The 21033-nt window shown below is 65.0% G+C and carries 16 protein-coding genes, 1 tRNA gene and 2 pseudogenes; 11 read left to right on the forward strand and 8 right to left on the reverse strand.

All coding sequences use genetic code 11. The annotated features are described in order from the left end of the window. Positions 1–106 precede the first annotated feature (106 nt). A pseudogene (gene xopF1 / locus J7367_RS10180) lies at positions 107–2116 on the reverse strand (type III secretion system effector XopF1). Further along, entirely contained in the window at positions 2113–2559 is a 447-nt protein-coding gene (gene hap3, locus J7367_RS10185; RefSeq protein ID WP_017167862.1) for an Hpa3 family type III secretion system protein, read from the reverse strand. Before hap3 ends, xopF1 begins: the two are co-directional and overlap by 4 nt. Positions 2560–3532: 973 nt before the next feature. On the opposite strand from hap3, the gene J7367_RS10190 reads away from it, so the two are divergent. Both J7367_RS10190 and xopAE read left to right on the forward strand, forming a co-directional pair. Continuing rightward, entirely contained in the window at positions 3533–5905 is a 2373-nt protein-coding gene (locus J7367_RS10190; protein WP_057658856.1) for an HrpF/NolX family T3SS translocon protein, read from the forward strand. Positions 5906–6962: 1057 nt separating this feature from the next. Then, complete coding sequence (gene xopAE, locus J7367_RS10195) at positions 6963–8402, forward strand: type III secretion system effector XopAE (RefSeq protein WP_057658919.1); 1440 nt, start codon at positions 6963–6965, stop codon at positions 8400–8402. A 140-nt stretch (positions 8403–8542) separates the two neighbouring features. On the opposite strand, the pseudogene J7367_RS22255 reads toward xopAE, so the two are convergent. Further along, positions 8543–8659: pseudogene (locus tag J7367_RS22255) on the reverse strand (IS3 family transposase); the annotation flags it as partial. Positions 8660–8811: 152 nt separating this feature from the next. Continuing rightward, a tRNA-Arg gene (locus tag J7367_RS10200) sits at positions 8812–8888 on the reverse strand. Between the two features lie 478 nt (positions 8889–9366). On the opposite strand from J7367_RS10200, the gene ubiA reads away from it, so the two are divergent. Next, the gene (gene ubiA / locus J7367_RS10205; protein ID WP_057658858.1) at positions 9367–10272 is read left to right on the forward strand and encodes a 4-hydroxybenzoate octaprenyltransferase; all 906 of its coding nucleotides are present in this window, start codon (positions 9367–9369) and stop codon (positions 10270–10272) included. A 248-nt stretch (positions 10273–10520) separates the two neighbouring features. On the opposite strand, the gene J7367_RS10210 is transcribed toward ubiA, so the two are convergent. Further along, complete coding sequence (locus J7367_RS10210) at positions 10521–11246, reverse strand: ComF family protein (protein WP_174232304.1); 726 nt, start codon at positions 11244–11246, stop codon at positions 10521–10523. Positions 11247–11295: 49 nt separating this feature from the next. Between J7367_RS10210 and bioB the strand changes: the two genes are divergently transcribed. From bioB to lpxO, 7 genes are all read left to right on the forward strand, one after another. After that, positions 11296–12330, forward strand: coding sequence for a biotin synthase BioB (gene bioB / locus J7367_RS10215; protein WP_057658861.1), 1035 nt, complete (start codon positions 11296–11298; stop codon positions 12328–12330). Further along, the gene (gene bioF / locus J7367_RS10220; protein ID WP_176215019.1) at positions 12254–13627 is read left to right on the forward strand and encodes an 8-amino-7-oxononanoate synthase; all 1374 of its coding nucleotides are present in this window, start codon (positions 12254–12256) and stop codon (positions 13625–13627) included. The genes bioB and bioF overlap by 77 nt, the downstream gene beginning before the upstream one ends. Positions 13628–13818: 191 nt before the next feature. After that, entirely contained in the window at positions 13819–14193 is a 375-nt protein-coding gene (locus tag J7367_RS10225; protein WP_057658867.1) for a hypothetical protein, read from the forward strand. Positions 14194–14294: 101 nt separating this feature from the next. Beyond that, positions 14295–15056, forward strand: coding sequence for a pimeloyl-ACP methyl ester esterase BioH (gene bioH / locus J7367_RS10230; RefSeq protein WP_057658869.1), 762 nt, complete (start codon positions 14295–14297; stop codon positions 15054–15056). A gap of 44 nt (positions 15057–15100) precedes the next feature. Continuing rightward, positions 15101–15883 carry an SDR family oxidoreductase gene (locus tag J7367_RS10235; protein ID WP_007968480.1) on the forward strand — a complete coding sequence of 261 codons (783 nt, stop codon included), beginning with the start codon at positions 15101–15103 and terminating at the stop codon, positions 15881–15883. A 67-nt stretch (positions 15884–15950) separates the two neighbouring features. Continuing rightward, on the forward strand, positions 15951–16835 hold the full coding sequence (gene bioC / locus J7367_RS10240) for a malonyl-ACP O-methyltransferase BioC (protein ID WP_007968479.1): 885 nt from the start codon (positions 15951–15953) through the stop codon (positions 16833–16835). Positions 16836–17083: 248 nt separating this feature from the next. Then, a complete protein-coding gene (lpxO, locus tag J7367_RS10245) occupies positions 17084–17989 on the forward strand; it encodes a lipid A hydroxylase LpxO (protein WP_007968478.1) in 906 nt (301 codons plus the stop codon). 110 nt (positions 17990–18099) lie between these two features. On the opposite strand, the gene J7367_RS10250 is transcribed toward lpxO, so the two are convergent. Genes J7367_RS10250 through J7367_RS10260 form a run of 3 tightly spaced genes read right to left on the reverse strand, consistent with a single transcriptional unit; the run spans position 18100 to position 20123 of the window. After that, positions 18100–18519, reverse strand: a complete 420-nt coding sequence (locus J7367_RS10250; protein WP_007974235.1) for a ketosteroid isomerase-related protein — start codon at positions 18517–18519, stop codon at positions 18100–18102. A 42-nt stretch (positions 18520–18561) separates the two neighbouring features. Further along, positions 18562–19179 (reverse strand): YdcF family protein, encoded by a 618-nt coding sequence (locus tag J7367_RS10255; protein ID WP_033481400.1) that lies wholly within the window; start codon positions 19177–19179, stop codon positions 18562–18564. Then, positions 19164–20123, reverse strand: a complete 960-nt coding sequence (locus J7367_RS10260; RefSeq protein ID WP_007968475.1) for a pyridoxal-phosphate dependent enzyme — start codon at positions 20121–20123, stop codon at positions 19164–19166. The genes J7367_RS10255 and J7367_RS10260 overlap by 16 nt, the downstream gene beginning before the upstream one ends. Before the next feature lie 157 nt (positions 20124–20280). On the opposite strand from J7367_RS10260, the gene J7367_RS10265 reads away from it, so the two are divergent. Continuing rightward, a complete protein-coding gene (locus tag J7367_RS10265) occupies positions 20281–20754 on the forward strand; it encodes a hypothetical protein (protein ID WP_057658870.1) in 474 nt (157 codons plus the stop codon). The last annotated feature ends 279 nt before the right edge of the window (positions 20755–21033 follow it).

A 21033-nucleotide genomic window follows, 5' to 3' on the forward strand; every position in this document is an offset into this window, starting at 1 on the left:
GGGTGCTCATCTTCCGGCCGCCACCACCACGCCACAGACGCGACGGCAACTACGTCTGTGGCGGCGGTGTGCAAGACGCACCAGGATCAACGCGATGGCTGAGCGCTCATGCTCGCCCGGTGTCCCACCGACGCAGTTGCTCGCGTTCATGCAACGCACGCTTGAGCGTTTTCAGTTGATCATCCAGCGCCTGCGTCACGTTGTAGCGTGGCGTTGCGCTAAACGTGTCCCTCCAAACATCACGCAGCGCGGTGCGTACGGCATCGATGGTCGCAATCGAGGGAGACTGCGCGCCGATCTCCGTGCGCAATGTCTCCAGGGCCGTCCGCAATGCCTGGCCAAGCGTCCCAGGCCCAGGTGCAGCGCCCACCCCCTCCTCCATGGCACGCGTTTGGGCAGATGTGGGCCCGGAAAGCGCGGCGATCGTCTGGTCGATGGGCTCTGCCAGGGCCTCAAGCGTCTGTGCGATGGTGCGTTCACGCTCGGCTGCCCGGGTGGCACGCGCGTTATCCAGTCGCGCTGCCGGGGAGCTGTTGGTACCGTTCCTGGCCTTGAGCGCATTCCAGAACGTATCGTTGAACAGGGTTTGGACGGTCTGCTGCAAGACAACAGGCACGGAATTGACTGGTTCGCCAGCAACACGGATATGGCTCCCTCCACGCAACGGTGCGACGATCATGCGCGAGGCCCCAAGCGAGCCGAAGCTGGCCATGATATTGCTGAGCATGTGGCGGGCAAAGACGTCACGTACCGTATCGACGACCGCATTGGCGCTGTTGAAACCTTGCTTTGCCAACGCAAAGGCTTCCATTCCGCTTTCCAGCAGATAACGCAGCGGGAAATGGACAGCGTCGGACCATTGTGCGGGCCGACGTGTTTTGTCGGGCAGAGCCAGCGAAAACAGGTTCAAGCGTTGCTCTCCGCCAAGCAGATCCGGCACGTTCATCTGGCCGGTGTGCGCCAAGGCCTTGCTCGTCTCCAGCATTGCTTTTTGCACGATGCCAGCTCCGCCGATGGCGAGCGCGCTCAAGCCCAACTGGCCGACCGGCGTCAGCAAGCCCGGGTCACTGCCGGTCCGACGCGCGGCATTGAACCCTGCATTGATTACTGGCTTGAGCCACAAGGTATCAACCGACTTGTCATCCAGGGTCGATTGGCGATTGGCGATCGCCTGGCGGCGGTCGTGGGCCTGGGCCTTGAGCTCGGCCACCGTGTGCGCCGTGTTCTCGCCCGGACGCGCGAATCGCTTGGCTTCCGCGGTCACTTCCAGAACGACCGGCGGCGGATCGGGCACCAGGACCTTCGGGTCGATGGCCTTGAAGCGCGGCAAGTTGCCGGCGCGCGCGCGCCGGTCCATTGCGGGAAGCAGCAGCGTATCGCTGGTATAGGACGCCATTCCCGCCGCCGCACCAGCAAGAACCGCCGTACTCAGTTGCTCGGCGTCAGGCGGGCGTGCGCCGGCGTAGGCCGCGCACGTGGCCAGACCGACCGGGTTGCGCATCGCGCCAGTGATGAAGGCCCTGAGACATTCGTAGGCGATCGGCAGCGTTGCCGTTGCGCCTGCCGACTTCATATCGCCGATGATCTGGTACCCGGCATCCGGCCCGAAGGCCGTAACGCGTTCCTACACGCGTGCGTCCGCCCATTCCAGGTAACTTGCCTGCAATGCACGTTGCTCCTGCGAGGGCGCGGCAAATGGCAGATCGTCCAGCGCGGCGCGCAGCTGCGCTTTCGCCTCGGCGACGGCTGCAGCGCTACGCGCCTCATAGGTGCCCGCAACGACCGCCCCATGCTGTAGTTCCAACTCCGCGTGCGGGGCTGCGGTCTGCGCGCTGTAAAACGTTGTATCCGAAGACTGCGATGACTGCGATGACTCGGACCGATGCGACCGACCGAGTGCGTCCGCCTCTTCGTCTGTATGAGTGGTCGTCTGACGTGAGGAAGCCCGGCGACCGCGCAGAGCCGCGCCGGAAGAGGACAAGCCGGCAAGCGGCCCAGAGAGTGCGCGCTCTTCTGGACCGGCAGGGCGCTTTTCGGCCTGCGTTGGTAGTGCCGGAACAAGACCCGACGTTGCACGGCTACTGGAGGCGGTCCCGATATGGCTGGGGAGCTTCATGATGCCACCTCGGCCTTCGTATCGACCTGGGTCGCCAGCGCGTCGAGCACGACACGTGCGACCACCTGCCCAAGTTCCAGTGCAGCGGCCACCTCTTCAGGGCTGCGCACGCGCAACAGCGGACACACGCATAGCAGGCCGAGGTCCGAGAGCGTGAGCCGCCATCCGTACTCGGTCAGCAGCTGCTCCTGCAGCGAGAGCAGGGTCACCACCTCGTCGCCACCGAATTCACGTGCCGCCAGGGGCAAGATCACTTCCGGAAAGGCCATCAGTTCGTCTTGCTCTCCCTGCGTATGGACACGGCACAGCATGCCGGCTGGCCCCAGAATGGTTTCGCCTTCACCGAGCCGCCGTGCAAGCTCTCCCGGCAAGCCGAGACATGCGCTCAGGCCGATAAAGAAAGCGGTATTCGCTGATTTTCGATTGTGCGACTCCAAGGTCATCAGAGGTACTCCGTGAGGACGTATTCGATGTAGGACTCATGCACCAACATGTCGTGCCACTGCACCAATTGTGTGCGGCAAGATTGTCTTGCGCTGTGCTTCGCACCCGAGCGAAGCACAGCGAACCACCTGCGCTGCACACGAAGCTGGGGCACTGCCAATCGGCTAACCAAAACCTGCGCCACACTTTCGTAGCGGACAAAAGCGAAACAGAGGTGACCTCGATCCGGTGAGTCATCCGGCGCGCTAGCGGTACCTACAGGCAATGCAGAAAGGCCTCGTAACCTGGCGACTTACATGCGCACGGCACATCACATCGGTATTAACTCGCTGCGCACATCATCGACTTCGATTCCAGCGATCTCCATTACGATAATGCGTGTATTTCCACTGGAGCAGCCGGATATTCCGAACAAAGCGTATGACACCGATTCTTGCCACGCATCGGTGTGCGACGTCACGACATGCCGTGCGAGCAGTGCCCGGCAGCGCCTGGTGTTCGCCGCTGGATCCAGGTCTCGGCGCCAAAGGTTGTCCCGCACACAGCCGATAGCAATAGCGCTCACGGTCCATGCGGCGTACGGCATCGGCAACGTGACGCCGAACGCGGATGATTTGAGCAGATCGCCACCGGCGGGACGCGCGGGCGCACACGCGCGCGGGTGTCGATCGAATCACGCGACGCTATCGGCATCGCACACGCAACGCCGTATTAACTCGATCGTCAGGTTTTTGCAGGTCACAACAGGGGGCGCGCGTCTACCGGTCAGCTGCGCGCAACCGAGCAGTTCCTGAATAGGACATCGACGCATCGGTCTTTGCGCTTTTTTCGCCAAAATAGTTCGTCGATCAAGATGCACAGTGCGCACATTGGCACCATACGGCTACACCGCACGGGCGCGCCCGTGCGGCCGTATAAGACAATGCTTATACGCAGGTACTCTGCCAATTCTGCTATTGCGAGGCCGCCTATATGTCGCTCAATACACTTTCTACCGGGAGTAACCCCAGCCAATTGCTGGGTACTCCTCTCAACGAGTCGGATTCGTCGGAGCTATTCGGGTCGGATTCGTCCACGGACGACTCCGACTTGCCATCGACGATGGATAACATCTTTCAGCAAATCTACCTGCTGCTGGCGGCCCTCCAGGCCAACACGGCCAGCGGCGACACCGACACCCAGCTGTCCGCATCGGACTGGCAAGCCACCCAGCCGATCGAAAAGCGCACCTCCTGGCCATCGCTGGGCTACGACTTCGACCCCAAGCACATCAAGGGGAAGGATGCGCCGCCGGCGCTGGAAGGCTCGACGGTCACCTGGAACGGTGGCACGCTCACTCCATCGGAGCTGCAGATCGTTTCGACCTTGAATGCCCACAAGGATCAGATGCCGCTCGAGTACAAGAATCTCGACGACAAGATCAACGACCCTTCCACGCCCGCCGACCTGAAGGCCGCATTGCAGGGACTGAAGCAGGACCCGCGCCTGTTCTTTGCGATCGGTTCGCAGGGAGACGGCAAGTGCGGCGGCAAGATCAAGGCGCAGGATCTTTGGGATTTCTCCGATTCGCATCCGCAGGTCAAGGAGCTCGGCGGCAAGAACGATGAGTTCAACCCCAAGAACATCAAGGGTTCCAACCCGCCACCAGCTGCGGAGGGCTCGACGGTCACCTGGAACGACGGCCAGCTCAATCAATCCGAATTGGAAATTGTTTCGGTCCTGGATCGGCACAAGGACCAGGTCGACTCGTTGTCCTTCGATCAGCTGGACGCAAAGATCAACGACCCGTCGACGCAATCTGACTTGAAGGAAGCGCTTAAAGGATTGCAGAAGGATCCGCGGCTGTTCTTTGCCATCGGCTCGCAGAAGGACGGCAAGTGCGGCGGCAAGATCAAGGCGAAGGACCTGACGGACTTTTCCTCCCATCACCCGCAAATTGCCGAATACAACGACAAGAAGGCCAAGGATTACACGCAGAACTACATCGCATCCGATAGCCCCGACAAAACCAAGGCGTCGGTCATGACCAAAAGCGATGCCTTGCGCGAGCTGTATCGCTATTCCGACTATCTGCCCGACAACCTGAGCGAGGACGAATTCGCCAAGATCGTCGATGGCGACAGCAAGACCGGCAAGTGCCCGCCCCAGGTGATCGCGGCTGCCCAATATTTTCGCGATCACCCCGACGAGTGGAAGGAGTTTGCAGGAGATTCCGGCTCGATGAGTACGCCGGACTTCCTGCAGAAATCCAGCTCCGAGATTCACCTGACGGCGGACGAGCAGAAGACGCTGGATACCATCAACAGTCATCAAGACGCGTTCTACGGCGACGGTAAGGAGGTCACGCGCGACAAGCTCGACGCGATCTCCAAGGACGACAAAGCCGACCCCGCAGTGAAGCAGGCCGCCACGCAGTTGTTGAACGATCCGTTGCTGTTCGGCTTGTTGAACAACTCGATCACCGGCTACAAGAAGCCCCATCACTTCTTCGGCGGCGGCCATGTCGTCGATTCGGGCAAGATCAGCCAGAACGATTTCCGGCAGTTCTATGACCACATGAGTGCAGACAACAAGACCGTGGATACGCCGGCCACGCACGAGGCCAGCTCGCCCGATCAGCAAAAGGCCGTCGCAGACATGCTGGTGGGCAAGGACGATCCGCCGGCGATCAAGAAGCCCAAAAAGGACGTTGGCACGTTCCAACACGGCCTGCATGAGTTCCTCAAGTGGGACAGCAAGATCCTGGACTGGATGTCCGTGGGGCTCAGCGCATTGAACGGGATCCCCATCATCGGCGAAATTACCGATGCGGCGTCGATTGCATTGGAGAGCGAGGCGCAGGCGGCGCAGGTGGTCGACACCGCGATTCAAGGTGGCGACATGTCGCTGGCGTTGAAGCTGGCCGGCATCAATATGGCCGGGGCAGTCGTCGGAGCAGTCGGCGGACCCACGGCCAGAATCGGGGCCAAGGGGGTCGCCGAGGCCGCGACCAAGGAAGCAGGCAAGAGCGCGGCCAAGGCAACTGCAAAGGGAACGGCCAGCGGCGTCGCCAAGGGCACCGGTAAAACGGCGACACAGCGTCCGACTGCCGGGGAGTTCTTAAAAGGCTATGCCGCCGGCACCAGCATCAGTAAATTTGTGGAAATTCTCAAGACGCCCGTATTGGCGGGCCTGCATTACGAAGAATACAAGTTGGACCAGCAGCAAAACGGACAAATCCACCAAAATCTGGAGAAGTCGGGCGGCGTTCCGGTGGGCAAGCAAATTATTCCCACGAACATTGCCAACAACTTCGAGGGAGACATGCGCCAGAATCTGAGGAACTTCAGAATACGTCGTCGATAACCTGTATAGGGCGATAATCCATTCAACGTCTTGCAGCCGGCGTTGGCGCTCGAGAGGGCAGGTCTTGAGGCAAGGCTGATCGATCCGCCACGACGTGCTGCAGGGCGCGCTGCGATGATGCGTTTGCCTATCGCCTAGCGGCTTCGCAGCGCGTGCCTCTAAGCGCCTGCATGCACGTTAAGCCGCCGCTGTGGCGGTGACGTGCCTTCCGGCGAACAGGCGAGGGGATGCCGGGCGCTCTCCCCGGATCATCTACGTCCTTGCAAGGAAGACGATCGACGCGCGTGAATACTGCATCGCAAGAGATGCGCCGCACCACCTCCTCGATCGCCTGTCGCCACCGCGTGTATCACGTCGAAGACCGATGCGATCGAACGCCGGACCATGCCCCGCTGTCGGTGAGCAGGTATGCAGCACAGGGACGCGCTTGCAAGAAAGCGCCCGATTCGTCAGGCGATGCAATCGCTTCGCTTTGGTGCAGCGATTGCAATTGCATCGCCGTAGCCTGGCTTCGGGAACGCTGCACTCAGCCGACTACGCAGGAGACACCTCCATGTTCAATGTCAATCGCCTACTACGCTCTCGCCCGCGAACGGATACCGCCGATCAAGCGCCTGCTGAAGACAGGCCTTCACGGCAATCTTCGCAACCGGAGGGCTTGCTAAGCCCTCTGCTCGCGCGGCCGCGACGGCGCGAAAGCACGTCAGCGGCAGACACGTCGACGCCAAGAAATGCCGCGCAAGGGCGCCTTTTCCGATCGCCGTTGCATCCGTCGAGTCAGCCGGCGGCACTCGCGGGCGCCTCTTCTGCACCACCGGGCAGTATCGAGCGCGACATCGACGAATGGCTGGCGCAAAGCCTACCGATGGCAGAGCGGGTACGGACGGGCTACAACCTGCACGACGGGCAGAGGGATACGTCGCGGGAGGTGCTGCAAAGCGTGGCAGACGAAATCCGCCGTGCAGCGACCCGCCGCAGCACCGAACTTGTTCTCGACTACGGCCTCCCTGCCACGACGCTCCCCGATGCGATCGGCCGGCTCGACGCCCTACAGAAATTGACGCTGGTGCATACCGGGCTTCAGTCGCTGCCAGACAACCTGGGACAGCTGCGCCAGCTCCGCCATCTGCAGGTCGTTGGCGCGCACGGTCTGAAAAAGTTGCCACCCTCGTTGACGCGCCTGTCCAATCTAGAAACCCTTCAATTGGCGTTGGCTCCGTTGGACGAGTTGCCCGCAGACCTGGGGCGCATGCAAGGTCTGCGCAGCCTCACGCTGGCAGGCGGGCACTATGCGCGCCTGCCAGCCAGCATCGTTGAACTGAGCCACTTGACCGAGTTGCGTATGCCGCACTCTTCGCATTTTCACGAGTTGCCTGAGAACATCGGACTCATGCGGGGCCTCAGGTCACTGGAGGTGGCATCGAATTCCAAGCTTGAGCGGCTTCCTGGCAGCCTCACCCAGCTGCATAGGCTGGAAAAACTCAATCTGTCGTCCAACCGCCGCCTGGCGCACTTGCCTGAGGACATCGGTCAACTGCGCGGCTTGACGGAACTGTCGCTGAAAGGTTGCGCCGCGCTCCGGCAGCTGCCCGACAGCGTGGCGGATCTGGCCCAATTGCAACTGCTGGACCTGCGCGACACGGGCCTGCAGACCCTTCCACAGTCGCTGGCCCGACTGCCCGCTCAATGCGATATCAAGGTGCCGGATCATCTGGCAGACCAATTGCTGCAGATCCGCGACCCGGAGCGCGCGCAGCGCCAGGCACAGCGGCTGGCCGAGCGGAGACAACGCGCGCCCGTGCCGGCGGCGCAGCAGGCCGGGTCGTCATGGAACCGCGTCCCCGAGTTCACGCGCGTGTTGCGCAGTGTCGATGCCGACCTGGGCGAGCGTTTTGACAAGTGGGCGCAGGGCCTGGCGCAAAATGCCAGGATCTTCGGCGCAGCCATTACATCGGCCGACATGCCCCTGCTGGACCAGGTGGTGGCCGAGGCCATTCGATCACCCGAATTCCGCAGCAGCTTCGGCCAATTCTTGAGCGACCACACCCCCAAGAGACTGAACCTGGACGGCATGACGCAGGTGGGTGGTTCCGGGCCGGCCGTGCGAGGAGACGTCAAGACCGCGTTTGCGGAGATGCTCAAGCATAAGCTCATGCACATGCAGGACCCCGAGACGGCGCTGGGCCTGCTGCAGGAAGCGCTGCAAAATCCCGACCTGGGGCTGTCCAGGGAGAGGCTGCTGCGCAGCAGGAATGAACTCAACGGGCGTGTGGAAATGTGGCCGCCACTGAAGGCCTACATCTCCATGCACGATGTGGAGGGAAAAGCGGCGCAGGATGCGGCGATCACGTGGGCGATGGCTCAGCTTGACGAAGCGCATGAGGGTGTCATCGGGGAAGCGGAGGCCAAGCAGGAGTCCGAGCAGGCGCAGGCCAACGCGAACCGCTTCATCGAGCGGCGGGCGCGTGTACTGCTCGGGGAATGGGGCATCCGTTAGGCCCTGGCGTCCGGCGAGGCCACTCCCGCAGTTGAGAATGGATAGGCATGCTGATGATGTTGATCGCAGAACGCGGCGGGTGTTTGCCCGCCGCGTCCATGCAGTGGTTATTGGCTGCCGGCAACCAGCCACACGGCGGCGGTCTGTTTGTTCGCTTCGCTCAAACTGCGGAACCCGTGCATCTCTAGGACGCCGCGTTGGTCGCTGTCGTTGAAGCGTTCCATGAAGCCGCTTGACTGCATGGGACATCCCTCTTCTGCGTGGCTGCGTTGAGGGCGGATGCGCCCATCTATGCCCGATCAGCCTGGATGCCAATGGATCCGAGTGGACCGTTCGCTGTACAGGCAACAAAAAACCCCCGATCTCTCGAGGGTTTTTTTAAATCCCAGCACAAGCTCTGGAACTGAACTGGTGCGCCCGGAGGGATTCGAACCCCCGACCAATGGCTTCGGAAGCCACTACTCTATCCGGCTGAGCTACGAGCGCCTGGCCGCGCATTATGCCAGAACAGCCGGCGTGCGCGTGATGGGGCCGGGCGCCGCGGGTCTTGGCGAGCCGCGGCGTCGCTCCAGACGTGATGACGCCGGCGTCTCGGCCCGGGCGGTCGCTGTGCGACACCGGGTGCCCAGGTTCAAGCGCGCAGGGCCACGCGTACAGCCGTGTGGCCATCTCAAGCGGCCGTTGCCAGACGCAAGCCTGCTCAGCGTCCCCACCTGACAGTCAGCTTGAGCACGCGCCTGAGCGCGCTCACTGCCAAGCTTGCGTGGCAACCACACCGCCTGCCGCAGCCCGCCCGCATCAACGCCCGGCCCCCGGCCGCTCGCAGCATTGCTTGCTGCGGCCAGCCGCACCCCATGAACAGCCGGCCATCGCGCAGGCAGGGCATTGCCAGGATTGCCGCCCGCACAGCGCCCACCCCGCGTCCACATGACCACGGCCGAGCCGCGCTGCTACCCTTTGCCGCATGAGCAAGCATGGTGTCGAACAATTGCCCACAGCGCGCGCGCTGACGTGGCCGCAGCGATTGGGCCAGTACTGGAAGCTGGTCCGTGGCGACCGTCCGATCGGGAGCCTGTTGTTGCTCTGGCCCACCTGGTGGGCGTTGTGGCTGGCGGCCGATGGCCTGCCGCCGTTGTGGACGCTGTTCGTGTTCACCGCCGGGGTGTGGCTGACCCGTTCGGCCGGCTGCGTGATCAACGATTACGCCGACCGCTGGCTGGATCCGCACGTGGAGCGCACCAAATCGCGCCCGCTGGCCACCGGCGCGGTCTCCGGGCGCGAGGCATTATGGGTATTCGTGGCGCTGATGCTGGCGGCCTTCGCGCTGGTGCTCACGCTCAACTGGCTGACCGTGATGCTGAGCGTGCCCGGCGTCTTCCTGGCCGCCAGCTACCCCTACCTCAAGCGCCATACCCACCTGCCGCAGGTCTATCTGGGCATGGCGTTCGGCTGGGGCATCCCGATGGCCTTCGCCGCCGTGCAAGGCAGCGTGCCGTTGCTGGGCTGGCTGCTGTATGCCGCCAACATCCTGTGGGCCACCGCCTACGACACCTGGTACGCCATGGTCGACCGCGACGACGATCTCCGCATGGGCAGCAAGTCCACCGCCATCCTGTTCGGCAGGTTCGATCTGATAGCACAAGGCCTCTTGTATGCGCTGATGGTCGCGACGCTGGTATTGGTCGGCCTGCGCGCTGATCTCGGCGCTGCGTACTGGGCCGGCCTGGGCGTTGCAGCGCTGCTGGTCGCCTACGAATTCCGCATCGCCCGCCACCGCGAGCGCGGCCCCTGCTTCCGCGCCTTCCTGCACAACAACTGGGTTGGCCTGGCGATCTTCGTCGGCATCGCAGTGGCGGTGGCAGGGCGTTAGGTGCGGGATTCGGGATTCGGGGATGGGAAGTTTGTCGATTGAAGATCAGACCTTGAAATTGCGAGCAAGGATTCAAAGCTCGCCAGCATCACTGCTCGATTCCTCCATCTCTTCTGGCCATCCACCTACCGAAGCCGCGTCGCCATCCATCGCGCTGTGCTGTCAGACAGAGAGCCCGTCTCCTGCGGGAGAGAGGCCGGGGTGAGGGTGCGGGCGAAGCCTCGCGCATTCGGCGGCGGCCGGCTAGATCACGGCACCCGCGCGCAAACCCAGGCATCCACCCGTTGAACACCCGCCTTGCGCAAGGCCTTGGCCGCGGCGTGGAGCGTCGCGCCGGTCGTCATCACGTCGTCCACCAAGGCCACATGCGCCGGCAAGGCGCCGCGGACCTCGAACGCATCGCGCAGATTGCGCTGCCGCTCGGCCGCATCCAGTTCGGATTGCGGAGCGGTCGCGCGAACCCTGCGCAGCAACGGCCGGCACGGCAGCTGCAGCGCGCGGCCCAGCGGTCGGGCCAGCTCCAGCGCCTGGTCGTAACCGCGCTGGCGCAGGCGCTGCCGGTGCAGGCTTACCGGCACCAATGCCTGTGGGCGCGGCAGCCCCACGCAGCGCCGGGCCATCAGTTCGCTGAGCAGGCGGCCTGCCGCCAGGTCCTGATGGAACTTGAACCGCCGCAGCAGCCCGTCCACCGGCCAGCGATAGGTAAAACAGGCATGTACCCGCTGCAGCGCTGGTGGGTGCTGCAGGCACTGCCCGCACAGCGCCACCGCGTCGGAGGCGAACAGCTGCGTGGCGCAACACAGGCAGGCGTGGCCATGATCGGGCAAGGCGGCGCGACATGCAGGGCATAGATCGCCGTCGGGCGTACCGGCCTCCGCGCAGACCAGACACAGGCTCGGCAGCAACAGCCGCAGCACCCGCTGCGGCCATCTGTAAACCGATCGGACCTGATTGAAGTTGACAGCCTCTTCCATGCTCACCAGACTGCCTGGCTTCCAAGCCGCTGACTGTCAGGAAACTCCGATGTCTGTTGTCATCCGCCATGACTGGGATCGCAAAGAGCTGCAGGCGCTGTTCGATCTGCCGTTTCCGGAGCTGCTGCACCGCGCCGCCAGCGTGCATCGCGCCCATTTCGATCCGGCGCAAGTGCAGGTCTCCACGCTGCTGTCGGTCAAGACTGGCGGTTGCCCGGAAGACTGCGCGTATTGCCCGCAGGCGCAGCGCTACGACACCGGCGTGAGCGCGCAGAAGCTCATGGAGACCGAAGAGGTCGTCGCCAAGGCGCGCCAGGCCAAGGCCGCCGGCGCCTCGCGCTTCTGCATGGGCGCCGCCTGGCGCTCGCCCAAGGAGCGCGACATCCCCAAGGTGGCCGCCATGATCCGCGAGGTGAAGGCCATGGGCCTGGAAACCTGCGCCACGCTCGGCATGCTCGACGCCGGCCAGGCGCGTGCGCTCAAGGATGCCGGGCTGGACTACTACAACCACAATCTGGATACCGCGCCGGATTACTACGACTCGATCATCCACACCCGCCAGTACCAGGACCGCCTGAACACGCTTGAGCATGTGCGCGATGTCGGCCTGAAGACCTGCTGCGGCGGCATCGTCGGGATGGGCGAAACCCGCGAGCACCGCATCGGCCTGCTGCTGGCGCTGGCCACGCTGCCGGCGCATCCGGATTCGGTGCCGATCAACCAGCTGGTGCAGGTACCCGGTACTCCGCTGCACGGCACCCAGCAGCTGGATCCGTTCGAGTTCGTGCGCATGATCGCAGTGGCCCGTATCGCCATGCCGAAATCGATGGTGCGCCTGTCTGCCGGCCGCGAGGCGATGAGCGACGAACTGCAGGCGCTGTGCTTCCTGGCCGGTGCCAATTCGATTTTCTACGGCGAAAAACTGCTCACCACCGGCAACCCGGACACCGAGCGCGACCAGGCCCTGTTCCAGAGACTGGGCCTGCGTCCGATGCAGATCACCGTCGATGCGGCCGAGCACGATCACCCCGGCACCGTGCATGCGGAGATCACCCGCGGCGCGGCCTGCGAGCACGCCGCCTGACCCGGTGCCGGGCACCGGTCGTCGGTGGCGGCTGGGCGCCCCGAGCCCGGCACGCTACGCTAGCGGACCTTCCCTGCCGTTGAACGCCCCCATGGCTCGCCCCGATCTGCACGAACGGATTTCGTCGCTGCGTAAATTGCGCGTGGCCCAGGAACGGGTGCGGGTGCGGCGACAGGTGGGCCGGCGCGATGGCGTGCGGCTGGAGATCGACGGCCGTTGGCTGACCGGTTTCTGTTCCAACGACTACCTGGGCTTGTCGCAACAGTTCGAAGTGGTCGCCGCGCTGCAGGATGCCGCTGCCCGCGACGGTGCCGGCGCCACCGCCTCGCATCTGATCTGCGGGCACCACACCGCGCACGAAACATTGGAACGCGAAATCGCCGAATGGCTGGGCTATCCGTCGGCGTTGCTGTTCGGCAGCGGCTTCATCGCCAACCTGGCCGTGCAACAGGCGTTGCTCAGCGAAGAAGACGATGTCTGCGTGCAGGACCGGCTCAATCACGCCAGCCTGCTCGATGCCACGCGGCTGGCCGGTTGCCGGTTGCGGCGCTATCCGCACCTGGATGTGGAAGGCGCGATGCGCCAGCTCAAGGGCGCGCCCGAAGGCGCGGCGATGCTGGCCACAGACGGCGTTTTCAGCATGGACGGCGATGTCGCGCCGCTGCGCGCCTTGAGCCTGGTGGCACGCATGCAGCAAGCGCTGTTCTATGTGGACGACGCGCACGGTGTTGGCGTGCTCGGTCCGCAAGGGCGCGGTTGCGTCGCCGATGCGGGGTTGGGCGTGGCCGAAGTGCCGTTGCAGTTGGTCACCCTGGGCAAGGCGCTCGGTGGCTACGGCGCGGTGGTGGTGGGCGAAGAGGCGTTGGTGCGCCATCTGGCCGAAACTGCGCGCCCCTACATCTACACCACTGCATTGCCGCCGGCGCAAGTCGCGGCCACCCTGGCGGCCGTGCGCCTGGCGCGTCGCGACGATTGGCGGCGTGCGCGCCTGGTCGAATTGATCGGTGCGTTCCGCGATGGCGCGCGCAAGCACGGCTTCGAACTGATGGCCTCCGACACGCCGATCCAGCCGCTGCTATGCGGCGAGGAAGCAACCGTGATGGCGATGTCGGCTGCGCTCGAACACGCAGGTTTCATGGTTGGTGCCATTCGTCCGCCCACCGTGCCCGAAGGCAAGGCGCGCTTGCGCGTCACCTTGTCTGCGCTGCATACGCCGCAGCAGGTGCAGGCACTGATCGAGGCCATCGTGCAGGCGCGCGATGTGGTCAGTCGGCAGCCGCTGCGTGCCTCTGCCTGAGGCAAGTGGCAGCGCGTGGCTGGCCTGCACGCAGACACGCGTGGGCCACTCAGCCAATGCAGCGATTGCACGACGCACCTGCGTGGCAGGCGACCACGGCGCGCTGACCGTGCATTGCGCGATGGTTTGCCTGCATTGGACCAGCCGTGCCACCGGTGCGTGCCGGCCTCCGATCGCACCCTGGCACTGACATGTCACTCGCGACACCAGGCACAGCCACGGCGGCGCAACGTCGCGTGTGGGAAGCGTTGTCGCGGCTGTACCTGGACAGCGACAGTTGCGACGACGACGGCATCGCCCGCGTCCTGGCTGCCTCGCCCTTCACCCTGGAACAGTTGCGCACGATGTTGTTGTACGAAGTGCATCCGGTGCTGATCGGCAATCTGCGCAGCGTGGTAGGCGTCTGGGATGGCTTCGATCCCGACTGGCTGACTGCGTCGATCCAGGCACGGCACGCACGGCGCTGGCACTGGCCGACGCGCTGGCGCTGGTGCGGTCATGCGCGTGCGCGATGGGCGTTGCTGGCCCCGAGGATCGTCGCACTGCGTGCAGCCGCCATGCATTGACGCCAAGACGCTGCACCCAACATCGGATCTACGTGCCTCCAATCACCATCGTGCATTTCAATGAGGCGTGCCGGCACGCCACAATCGGCGACAATACGCGTATGCATATCGATGTCATCGGCCACGGGCCTGCGCTGGTTCTCCTGCACGGTTGGGCACTGCACGGCGGCGTGTTCGCACCGCTGGTGGAGCGCCTGGCGCCGCACTATCAATTGCATCTGGTCGACCTGCCCGGACACGGCTTCAGTCGCGACGACAGCACGCCGCTGGCATTGCCGTATGTGGTTGCAGAAATTGCGGCCGCCACACCGCCGGCGGTATGGCTCGGCTGGTCGCTGGGCGGGCTGTTTGCGCTGCATGCGGCGGCCACCCTGCCGCAGGTGCGTGGGTTGGCGATGATTGCCGCCACGCCGCGTTTCGTGCGTGGCAGCGATTGGCCGAGTGCCGTCCAGCGCGAGGTGTTCGTGCAATTCGGCGTCGAGTTGTCGCGCGACTATCGCGGCACGCTGGAGCGTTTTCTTGCGCTGGACACACTGGGCTCGGCGCATGCACGCAGCGAACTGCGCAGCCTGCGCGAGACGCTCACTGCGCGCGGCGAACCGGCACCGGAAGCGTTGCAGCAAGGGCTCACCCTGCTTGAACGCACCGATCTGCGCCGCGCGGTGCCGCAGCTCGCACGCCCCAGCCTGTGGATCGCCGGGCAACGCGATCGCCTGGTGCCTGCCGCCGGCATGCATGCCGCCGCCGCGCTCAGCCCGCATGCGCAGGCGCTCACCATTGCCGGTGGTGGTCACGCGCCGTTTCTTGGTCATGCAGATCAGGTGAGCGAGGCACTGCAACGCTTCGTTGCGTCCGTGCCATGAGCCGATCGTCGATCATGCGACATCGCTGATCGAGGGACACTCGCATGGATCTGGGAATCGCTGGCCGCTGGGCGTTGGTCTGCGCCGCAAGCAAAGGGCTGGGTTTGGGCTGCGCACGTGCATTGGCCGGCGAAGGCGTCAATGTGGTGATCGCCGCGCGCGGCCGTGAGGCACTGGAGCACGCCGCCGATGCCTTGCGCGCATTGCCCGGCGCTGGTCAGGTGCGCAGCGTGGTTGCCGATATCGCCACGCCGGAAGGGCGCAGCGCCGCACTCGCAGCCTGCCCGCAGGTCGACATCCTGATCAACAACGCGGGCGGCCCGCCGCCGGGCGATTTCCGCCAGTGGGACCGCGCCGACTGGTTGCGCGCGCTGGATGCCAACATGCTGGCGCCGATCGAACTGATCCGCGCCACCGTCGATGGCATGCGCGCACGCGGCTTCGGCCGCATCGTCAACATCACCTCCAGCGCGGTGAAGGCGCCGATCGACATCCTTGGCCTGTCCAATGGCGCGCGCGCCGGCCTCACCGGCTTCGTCGCCGGGCTCGCGCGCAGCACCGTGGCCGACAACGTCACCATCAACAACCTGTTGCCTGGGCAGTTCGCCACCGACCGCCTGCGCGGCAACTTCGCCGCCATCGCGCAGCAACAGGGCAGCAGTGCCGCCGAGGTCGCCGAACGCAAGCGTGCGGGCATCCCGGCGGCGCGTTTTGGCGAGCCGGACGAGTTCGGCGCGGCTTGCGCCTTTCTGTGCAGCGCACAGGCCGGCTATATCACCGGACAGAATCTGTTGATCGATGGCGGCAGCTATCCCGGCACGTTCTAGCGTGGCGTCGTCGCGCACCACGCATCGATTCCCTCCGCCCTAGCCCTGGGGCGACAATAGCGGCGCCATGACCAGTACTTTCGATCCCCGCCACGTCCGGCGCGCCTTTGCGCGTGCCGCCAGTACCTATACCGCCGCCGCCGCACTTCAACGCGAAGCGGAAACCCGCCTGCTCGAGTCGCTCGACTACCTGGGCGAGCAGGTGCCCAAAGTGGTGCTGGATGTCGGCGCCGGCCCCGGCCATGCCAGCGCCGCAATCAAGAAGCGCTGGCCCAAGGCGCAAGTCATCGCGCTGGATCAGGCCATGCCGATGCTGCGCCAGGCGCGCAAGGCCGCGGGCTGGTGGAAGCCGTTTACGCAGGTGTGCGCCGATGCGCGCGCGCTGCCGGTCGCCGACGGCAGCGTGGATGTGATCTTCAGCAATCTGTGCCTGCAGTGGGTGGAAGACCTGCCGGCGGTGTTCGCCGGTTTCCGCCGCGCGCTGCGCCCGGGTGGGCTGCTGCTGTGCTCCACCTTCGGCCCGGAAACACTGATCGAATTGCGCGATGCCTTTGCGCAGAGCGACCCGGCCCCGCACGTCAGCCGCTTTCCGCCGATCGCCCAATTCGGCGATGCCCTGCTGATGTCCGGGTTCCGCGACCCGGTGCTGGACCGCGACCTGTTCACCCTGACCTACAACGATCTGCCCGCGCTGATGCGCGAACTGCGTGCGATGGGGGCAACCAATGCACTCAGCAACCGCCGTGCCACCTTGACCGGACGCGGTCGCTTCGCGGCCGCCAGCGCTGCCTACGAACCGCTGCGGCGGCCGGACGGCACCCTGCCCAGCTCCTGGGAAGTGATCTACGCCCATGCCTGGGCACCGGCGCCGGGCGCGCCCATCCGCGAACACGGGCGTGACGTCGCCAGCGTGCCGGTCAGCGCCATCCCGATCCGCCGCCGCATCGACTGAGCGGCGGTGCAGAACGTTGGTCGTCGCGCATCCACTGCCGGTGAGACACAGAGTATTGCGCCCCCGCTCATACTCACCTGTCAGCCTCGGCGGAGACACTTGCTAGAATTCTGAAGTTAACGGCCACACCTCCCTGGTGCGGCTCACCTTGTTCGATGGTGACTACCGACACCAAGCAGCAGCGCTGCGTGTGCTGCTTGGCAGTCACTCTCACGTTTGCGGCCCCCCGCCCCCAATCGGCCTCCCCCATGTTGAAGTGGCTCCTCATCGCGTTGTTCATCGCATCGGCGCTCTACATCCATTACCGCGGTCGCGTGCGGCACCGGCTCAGCCGGCAGTTGCTGGACCATTCCACCTTCATGGCCCCCATCAACACGCTGATGTACCTGTGTTCGCGGGTGCCGACCACGCCATTCATCGACCCGGGCAAGGAATTTCCCGAGCTGGCGCCGCTGCGCGCCAGCTGGCCACTGATCCGCGACGAAGCGGTGGCGTTGCAGCAGATGCAGAAGATCCGCGCTGCTGAAGGCTATACCGACATTGGCTTCAATTCGTTCTTCCGGCGTGGCTGGAAGCGCTTCTATCTGAAGTGGTACGGCACCGCGCATCCGTCGGCAGCCGAATTGTGTCCGCAGACCACCGCCTTGCTGAAGTCCATTCCCACGGTCAAGGCAGCGATGTTCGCCGAGCTGCCGCCGGGCAGCGAACTACGCCCACACCGCGACCCGTTCGCCGGCTCCATGCGCCTGCACCTGGGCCTGGCCACACCCAACGACGACCGTTGCTTCATCGACGTCGACGGGCAACGCCACAGCTGGCGCGATGGCGAGTGGACCATGTTCGATGAGACCTACATCCACTACGCGCGCAACGACACCGACCAGGACCGCATCATCCTGTTCTGCGATATCGAACGCCCGATGCGTTGGCGCTGGGCAGCGGCGGTGAACCGCTTCGTCGGCCGCAGCCTGCTCTCGGCCGGCGCCTCGCCCAATCAGGAAGGCGACAAGACCGGCGGCATCAACCGCGTGTTCCGCTACTTCTACGCCGCGCGCCTGAAGGCCAAGGCGCTGAAGGAACGCAACAACCCGCTGTACCAGACGCTCAAGTGGGGCATCTTCGTGCTGGTGGTAGTGGGGATCGTGCTGCTGTAATACCGGACCAACCGCGTAGGAGCGCACCCGGGCGCGACCGGGCTTCCCGGTAACGCCTCATCGCGCCCAGTGCGCTCCTACGCAGCGCTGGCCCATGCCGGGCGATGCAATCAGCGCGATACCTGCGCAATCCATTCCTGCAGGTTGTAGTAGTTGGTGACGCGGGTGATCTTGTCGCCCTGCACGTCGAAGAACGCACCGCCCACCAGCACATAGGTCTGCCCGGTGGCCTCGGGCAGGCCTTCGTCGGTGGTGTGATAGACGCCATGCACCACGTACTCGGCGCCGACCCGGGTGCCATCGTCGCTGGCGATGACGACCACATCGCGCAATTGCTCGCGGTAACTGTCGTTCATGCGTTGCAGGAACGCGGCAAATTCGTTGCGGCCGATTTCGCGCGAGCCTTGGTTGAGGTCGTGGGCGACGTCCTCGGCCAGGAACGCCAACATGCCGTCCCAGTCGCCACGGTTGAATGCTGCGTAGTAGGCCTGGACCAGGCCGATGGCGTGTTGCCGATGGGTCTCGCTCATGCTCGAACCTACCGCTGGGAAAGCCGCATCATAGGCCTGCGGTCACGGCCCTTGCACCACCAGGTCGCGGTGGAAGTAATACACCTCCTGCAACAGGAAGCGCCAGCTGGTATGGAAGCTGCGAAAGCGCGTGCTCGGCGTGGACGAGGCCAGCGCGTCGATACCCAGTTCCTGGCTCAGTCGCAGCGCACGCGCCATGTGCAGTGGGTCGCTGACGATGATCGCCCGATGCAGGCCGTGCCGCTCCATCAGCGTGCGCGCCTGTTCCAGGTTCTGCCGGGTGGTACGCGAGGTGGTTTCGATCACGATGGCGTCCGGCGGGATGCCGTGGCGCAGCGCGTAGCGCCGGGCCACCTGCGATTCGGCAAAGCGCGCACCGTTGCCGAAGCCGCCGGTGAACAACAGCCGCGGCGCATAGCCCTGCGCGTACAGATCCAGTGCATGCCGGATGCGTTCTTCAAACACCGGCGAAGGGCGCGCATCGTAGGCCGCCGCGCCCAGCACGATGATGACATCGGCCGGCGCGGCCTGATCGCGGTCGCCGACCCACACGATCCAGCCTGCCACGGCCACCAGCCAGATCAGCGCCAGCATGCACAACCGCCAGCCCCAGCCCCACAGGCCGAGCCCGCGCGAGCGCCTGCTCACGCCGCGGCCCAAGGCAAGGCGTCCAGATCGACATTGCCGCCGGACAGGATCAGCCCCACCCGGCGTCCGGCAAACCGTGCAGGATGGGCCAGGACCGCCGCCAGGGCGATCGCCGAAGACGGCTCGACCACTTGCTTGAGCAACTGCCAGACCAGCCGCATGGCCTGCACCACCGCGGCATCGTCCACCGTGACCACCTGCGCCCCGGCGCGCTGCAGCACTGCGAAGTTGGGCGCGCCCAAGGTGCCGCGCAGGCCGTCGCAAATGGTATCGGGCACGAAATCGACCAGCCTCTGCCCGGCCGCCAGCGAACGCGCGGTGTCGGCTGCGCCGGCAGGCTCGGCCAGCACCAGCTCGCAGTCCGGCGACGCCTGCAGCGCCAGTGCGGCGCCGGCCGCCAGCCCACCACCGCCGACCGGCGCCACCAGCACATCCAGCCCGCCGCTTTGGTGCAGCAGCTCCAGCGTGGCGGTGCCCTGCCCGGCGATCACCGCACGATCGGTATACGGGTGCACCAGCGTGGCGCCGCTGCCGGCCTGCACCTCGGCGCACATCTGTTCCCGCGCCGCGATGGTCGGCGCGCAACGCCATAACGTGGCGCCGTGCCGGGAGATATTGGCGAGCTTGGCCGCCACCGCGCCTTCGGGCACCACCACATGGCAGCCGATGCCACGCGTGCGTGCGGCAAGCGCCAGCGCCGCGCCGTGATTCCCGGAGGAATGCGTGACCACACCGCGCGCAGCCAGCGCATCCGGCAGCGACCATACGGCATTGCAGGCGCCCCGGAACTTGAATGCGCCACTGCGCTGCAGATGCTCGGCCTTGAAGAACAACTGCGCACTGCTGAGCGCATCCAGGCTGTGCGATGTCAGCAACGGTGTCGGCGCGCAGTGCGGCGCAATCCGCGCAGCGGCTTGCAGGACGTCGGAATGGGCAAGGGGGACCGTCTCGATCATGCCTGCAAGATTAACGTATCGCCTCCTCTTCACGGGTCGCACGCACTGCCGCCGCGCATGCTGGATCGATGACAAAGCGTCGCAATGCCGCACAATTAAGGACCGATTCAATACATCGGTTCGACAGTGGCACCATGGTTGCAGGAGGGCACCATCCATGAAATTCCGTCTGATCGTCGCCGCCGGGCTGCTGGCCCTGGGCGGCTGCGCAACTTACGACTACACCGGCGGTGGGTCGGGCGGCTATTACCGTGGTGCGCCTGCCGTGCAGTATCGCTATCCGCCCGGCTACTCCCCGTACTTCTACGGCAACCCGTACGGTCTGCCGTATGGCTATGGCGCCGGGTCGATCGGCCTGTACGACTACCCGGTATACCCGGTCTATCGTGGTGGTGGCGGCTACTACTACCGGCAGTACGATCGCCGTCCGCAGTACCGTCCGCCGCGCCCGAACGGCTCGTTCAACAACGGGCCGCGCCCCGGCAGCTCGCGGCCGCAACAACCCAACCGCCCACCGGCAACCGGCGCACCGCCGTCGCGGCCGCCACCGCGTATCGGCGCACCGCCGCGTGTCATTCGCGAGATCCAGCGGCAAACCGCGCCGCGCACGACACGCGAACACATTCCGTAGGGCGCTGACTGCGACCTGGCCCACACTTGGCGATATTGGGGGCTTGCGTTCAGCTGACGATTGGCTGCAAGCTAGGTGCTCTGTGTGACCAGCCACGTCATTTTTTGACCGGGCCAGCCCCACTGAACGACTTATGTCGATGTCCGACAGGGAAATCTGGATCCCCCCTGTTCCGGCCCTGTCGGATATCGGCGCCTACAGCACAGAAAGCCCCGGCATGCCGGGGCTTTCTGTTTTTATTCCGATGTTGCCGAGCAGGCGCTGCAGCGCAGGGGGCGC

Source organism: Xanthomonas sp. D-36-1 (assembly GCF_017746155.1).
Lineage (GTDB): Bacteria > Pseudomonadota > Gammaproteobacteria > Xanthomonadales > Xanthomonadaceae > Xanthomonas > Xanthomonas cissicola.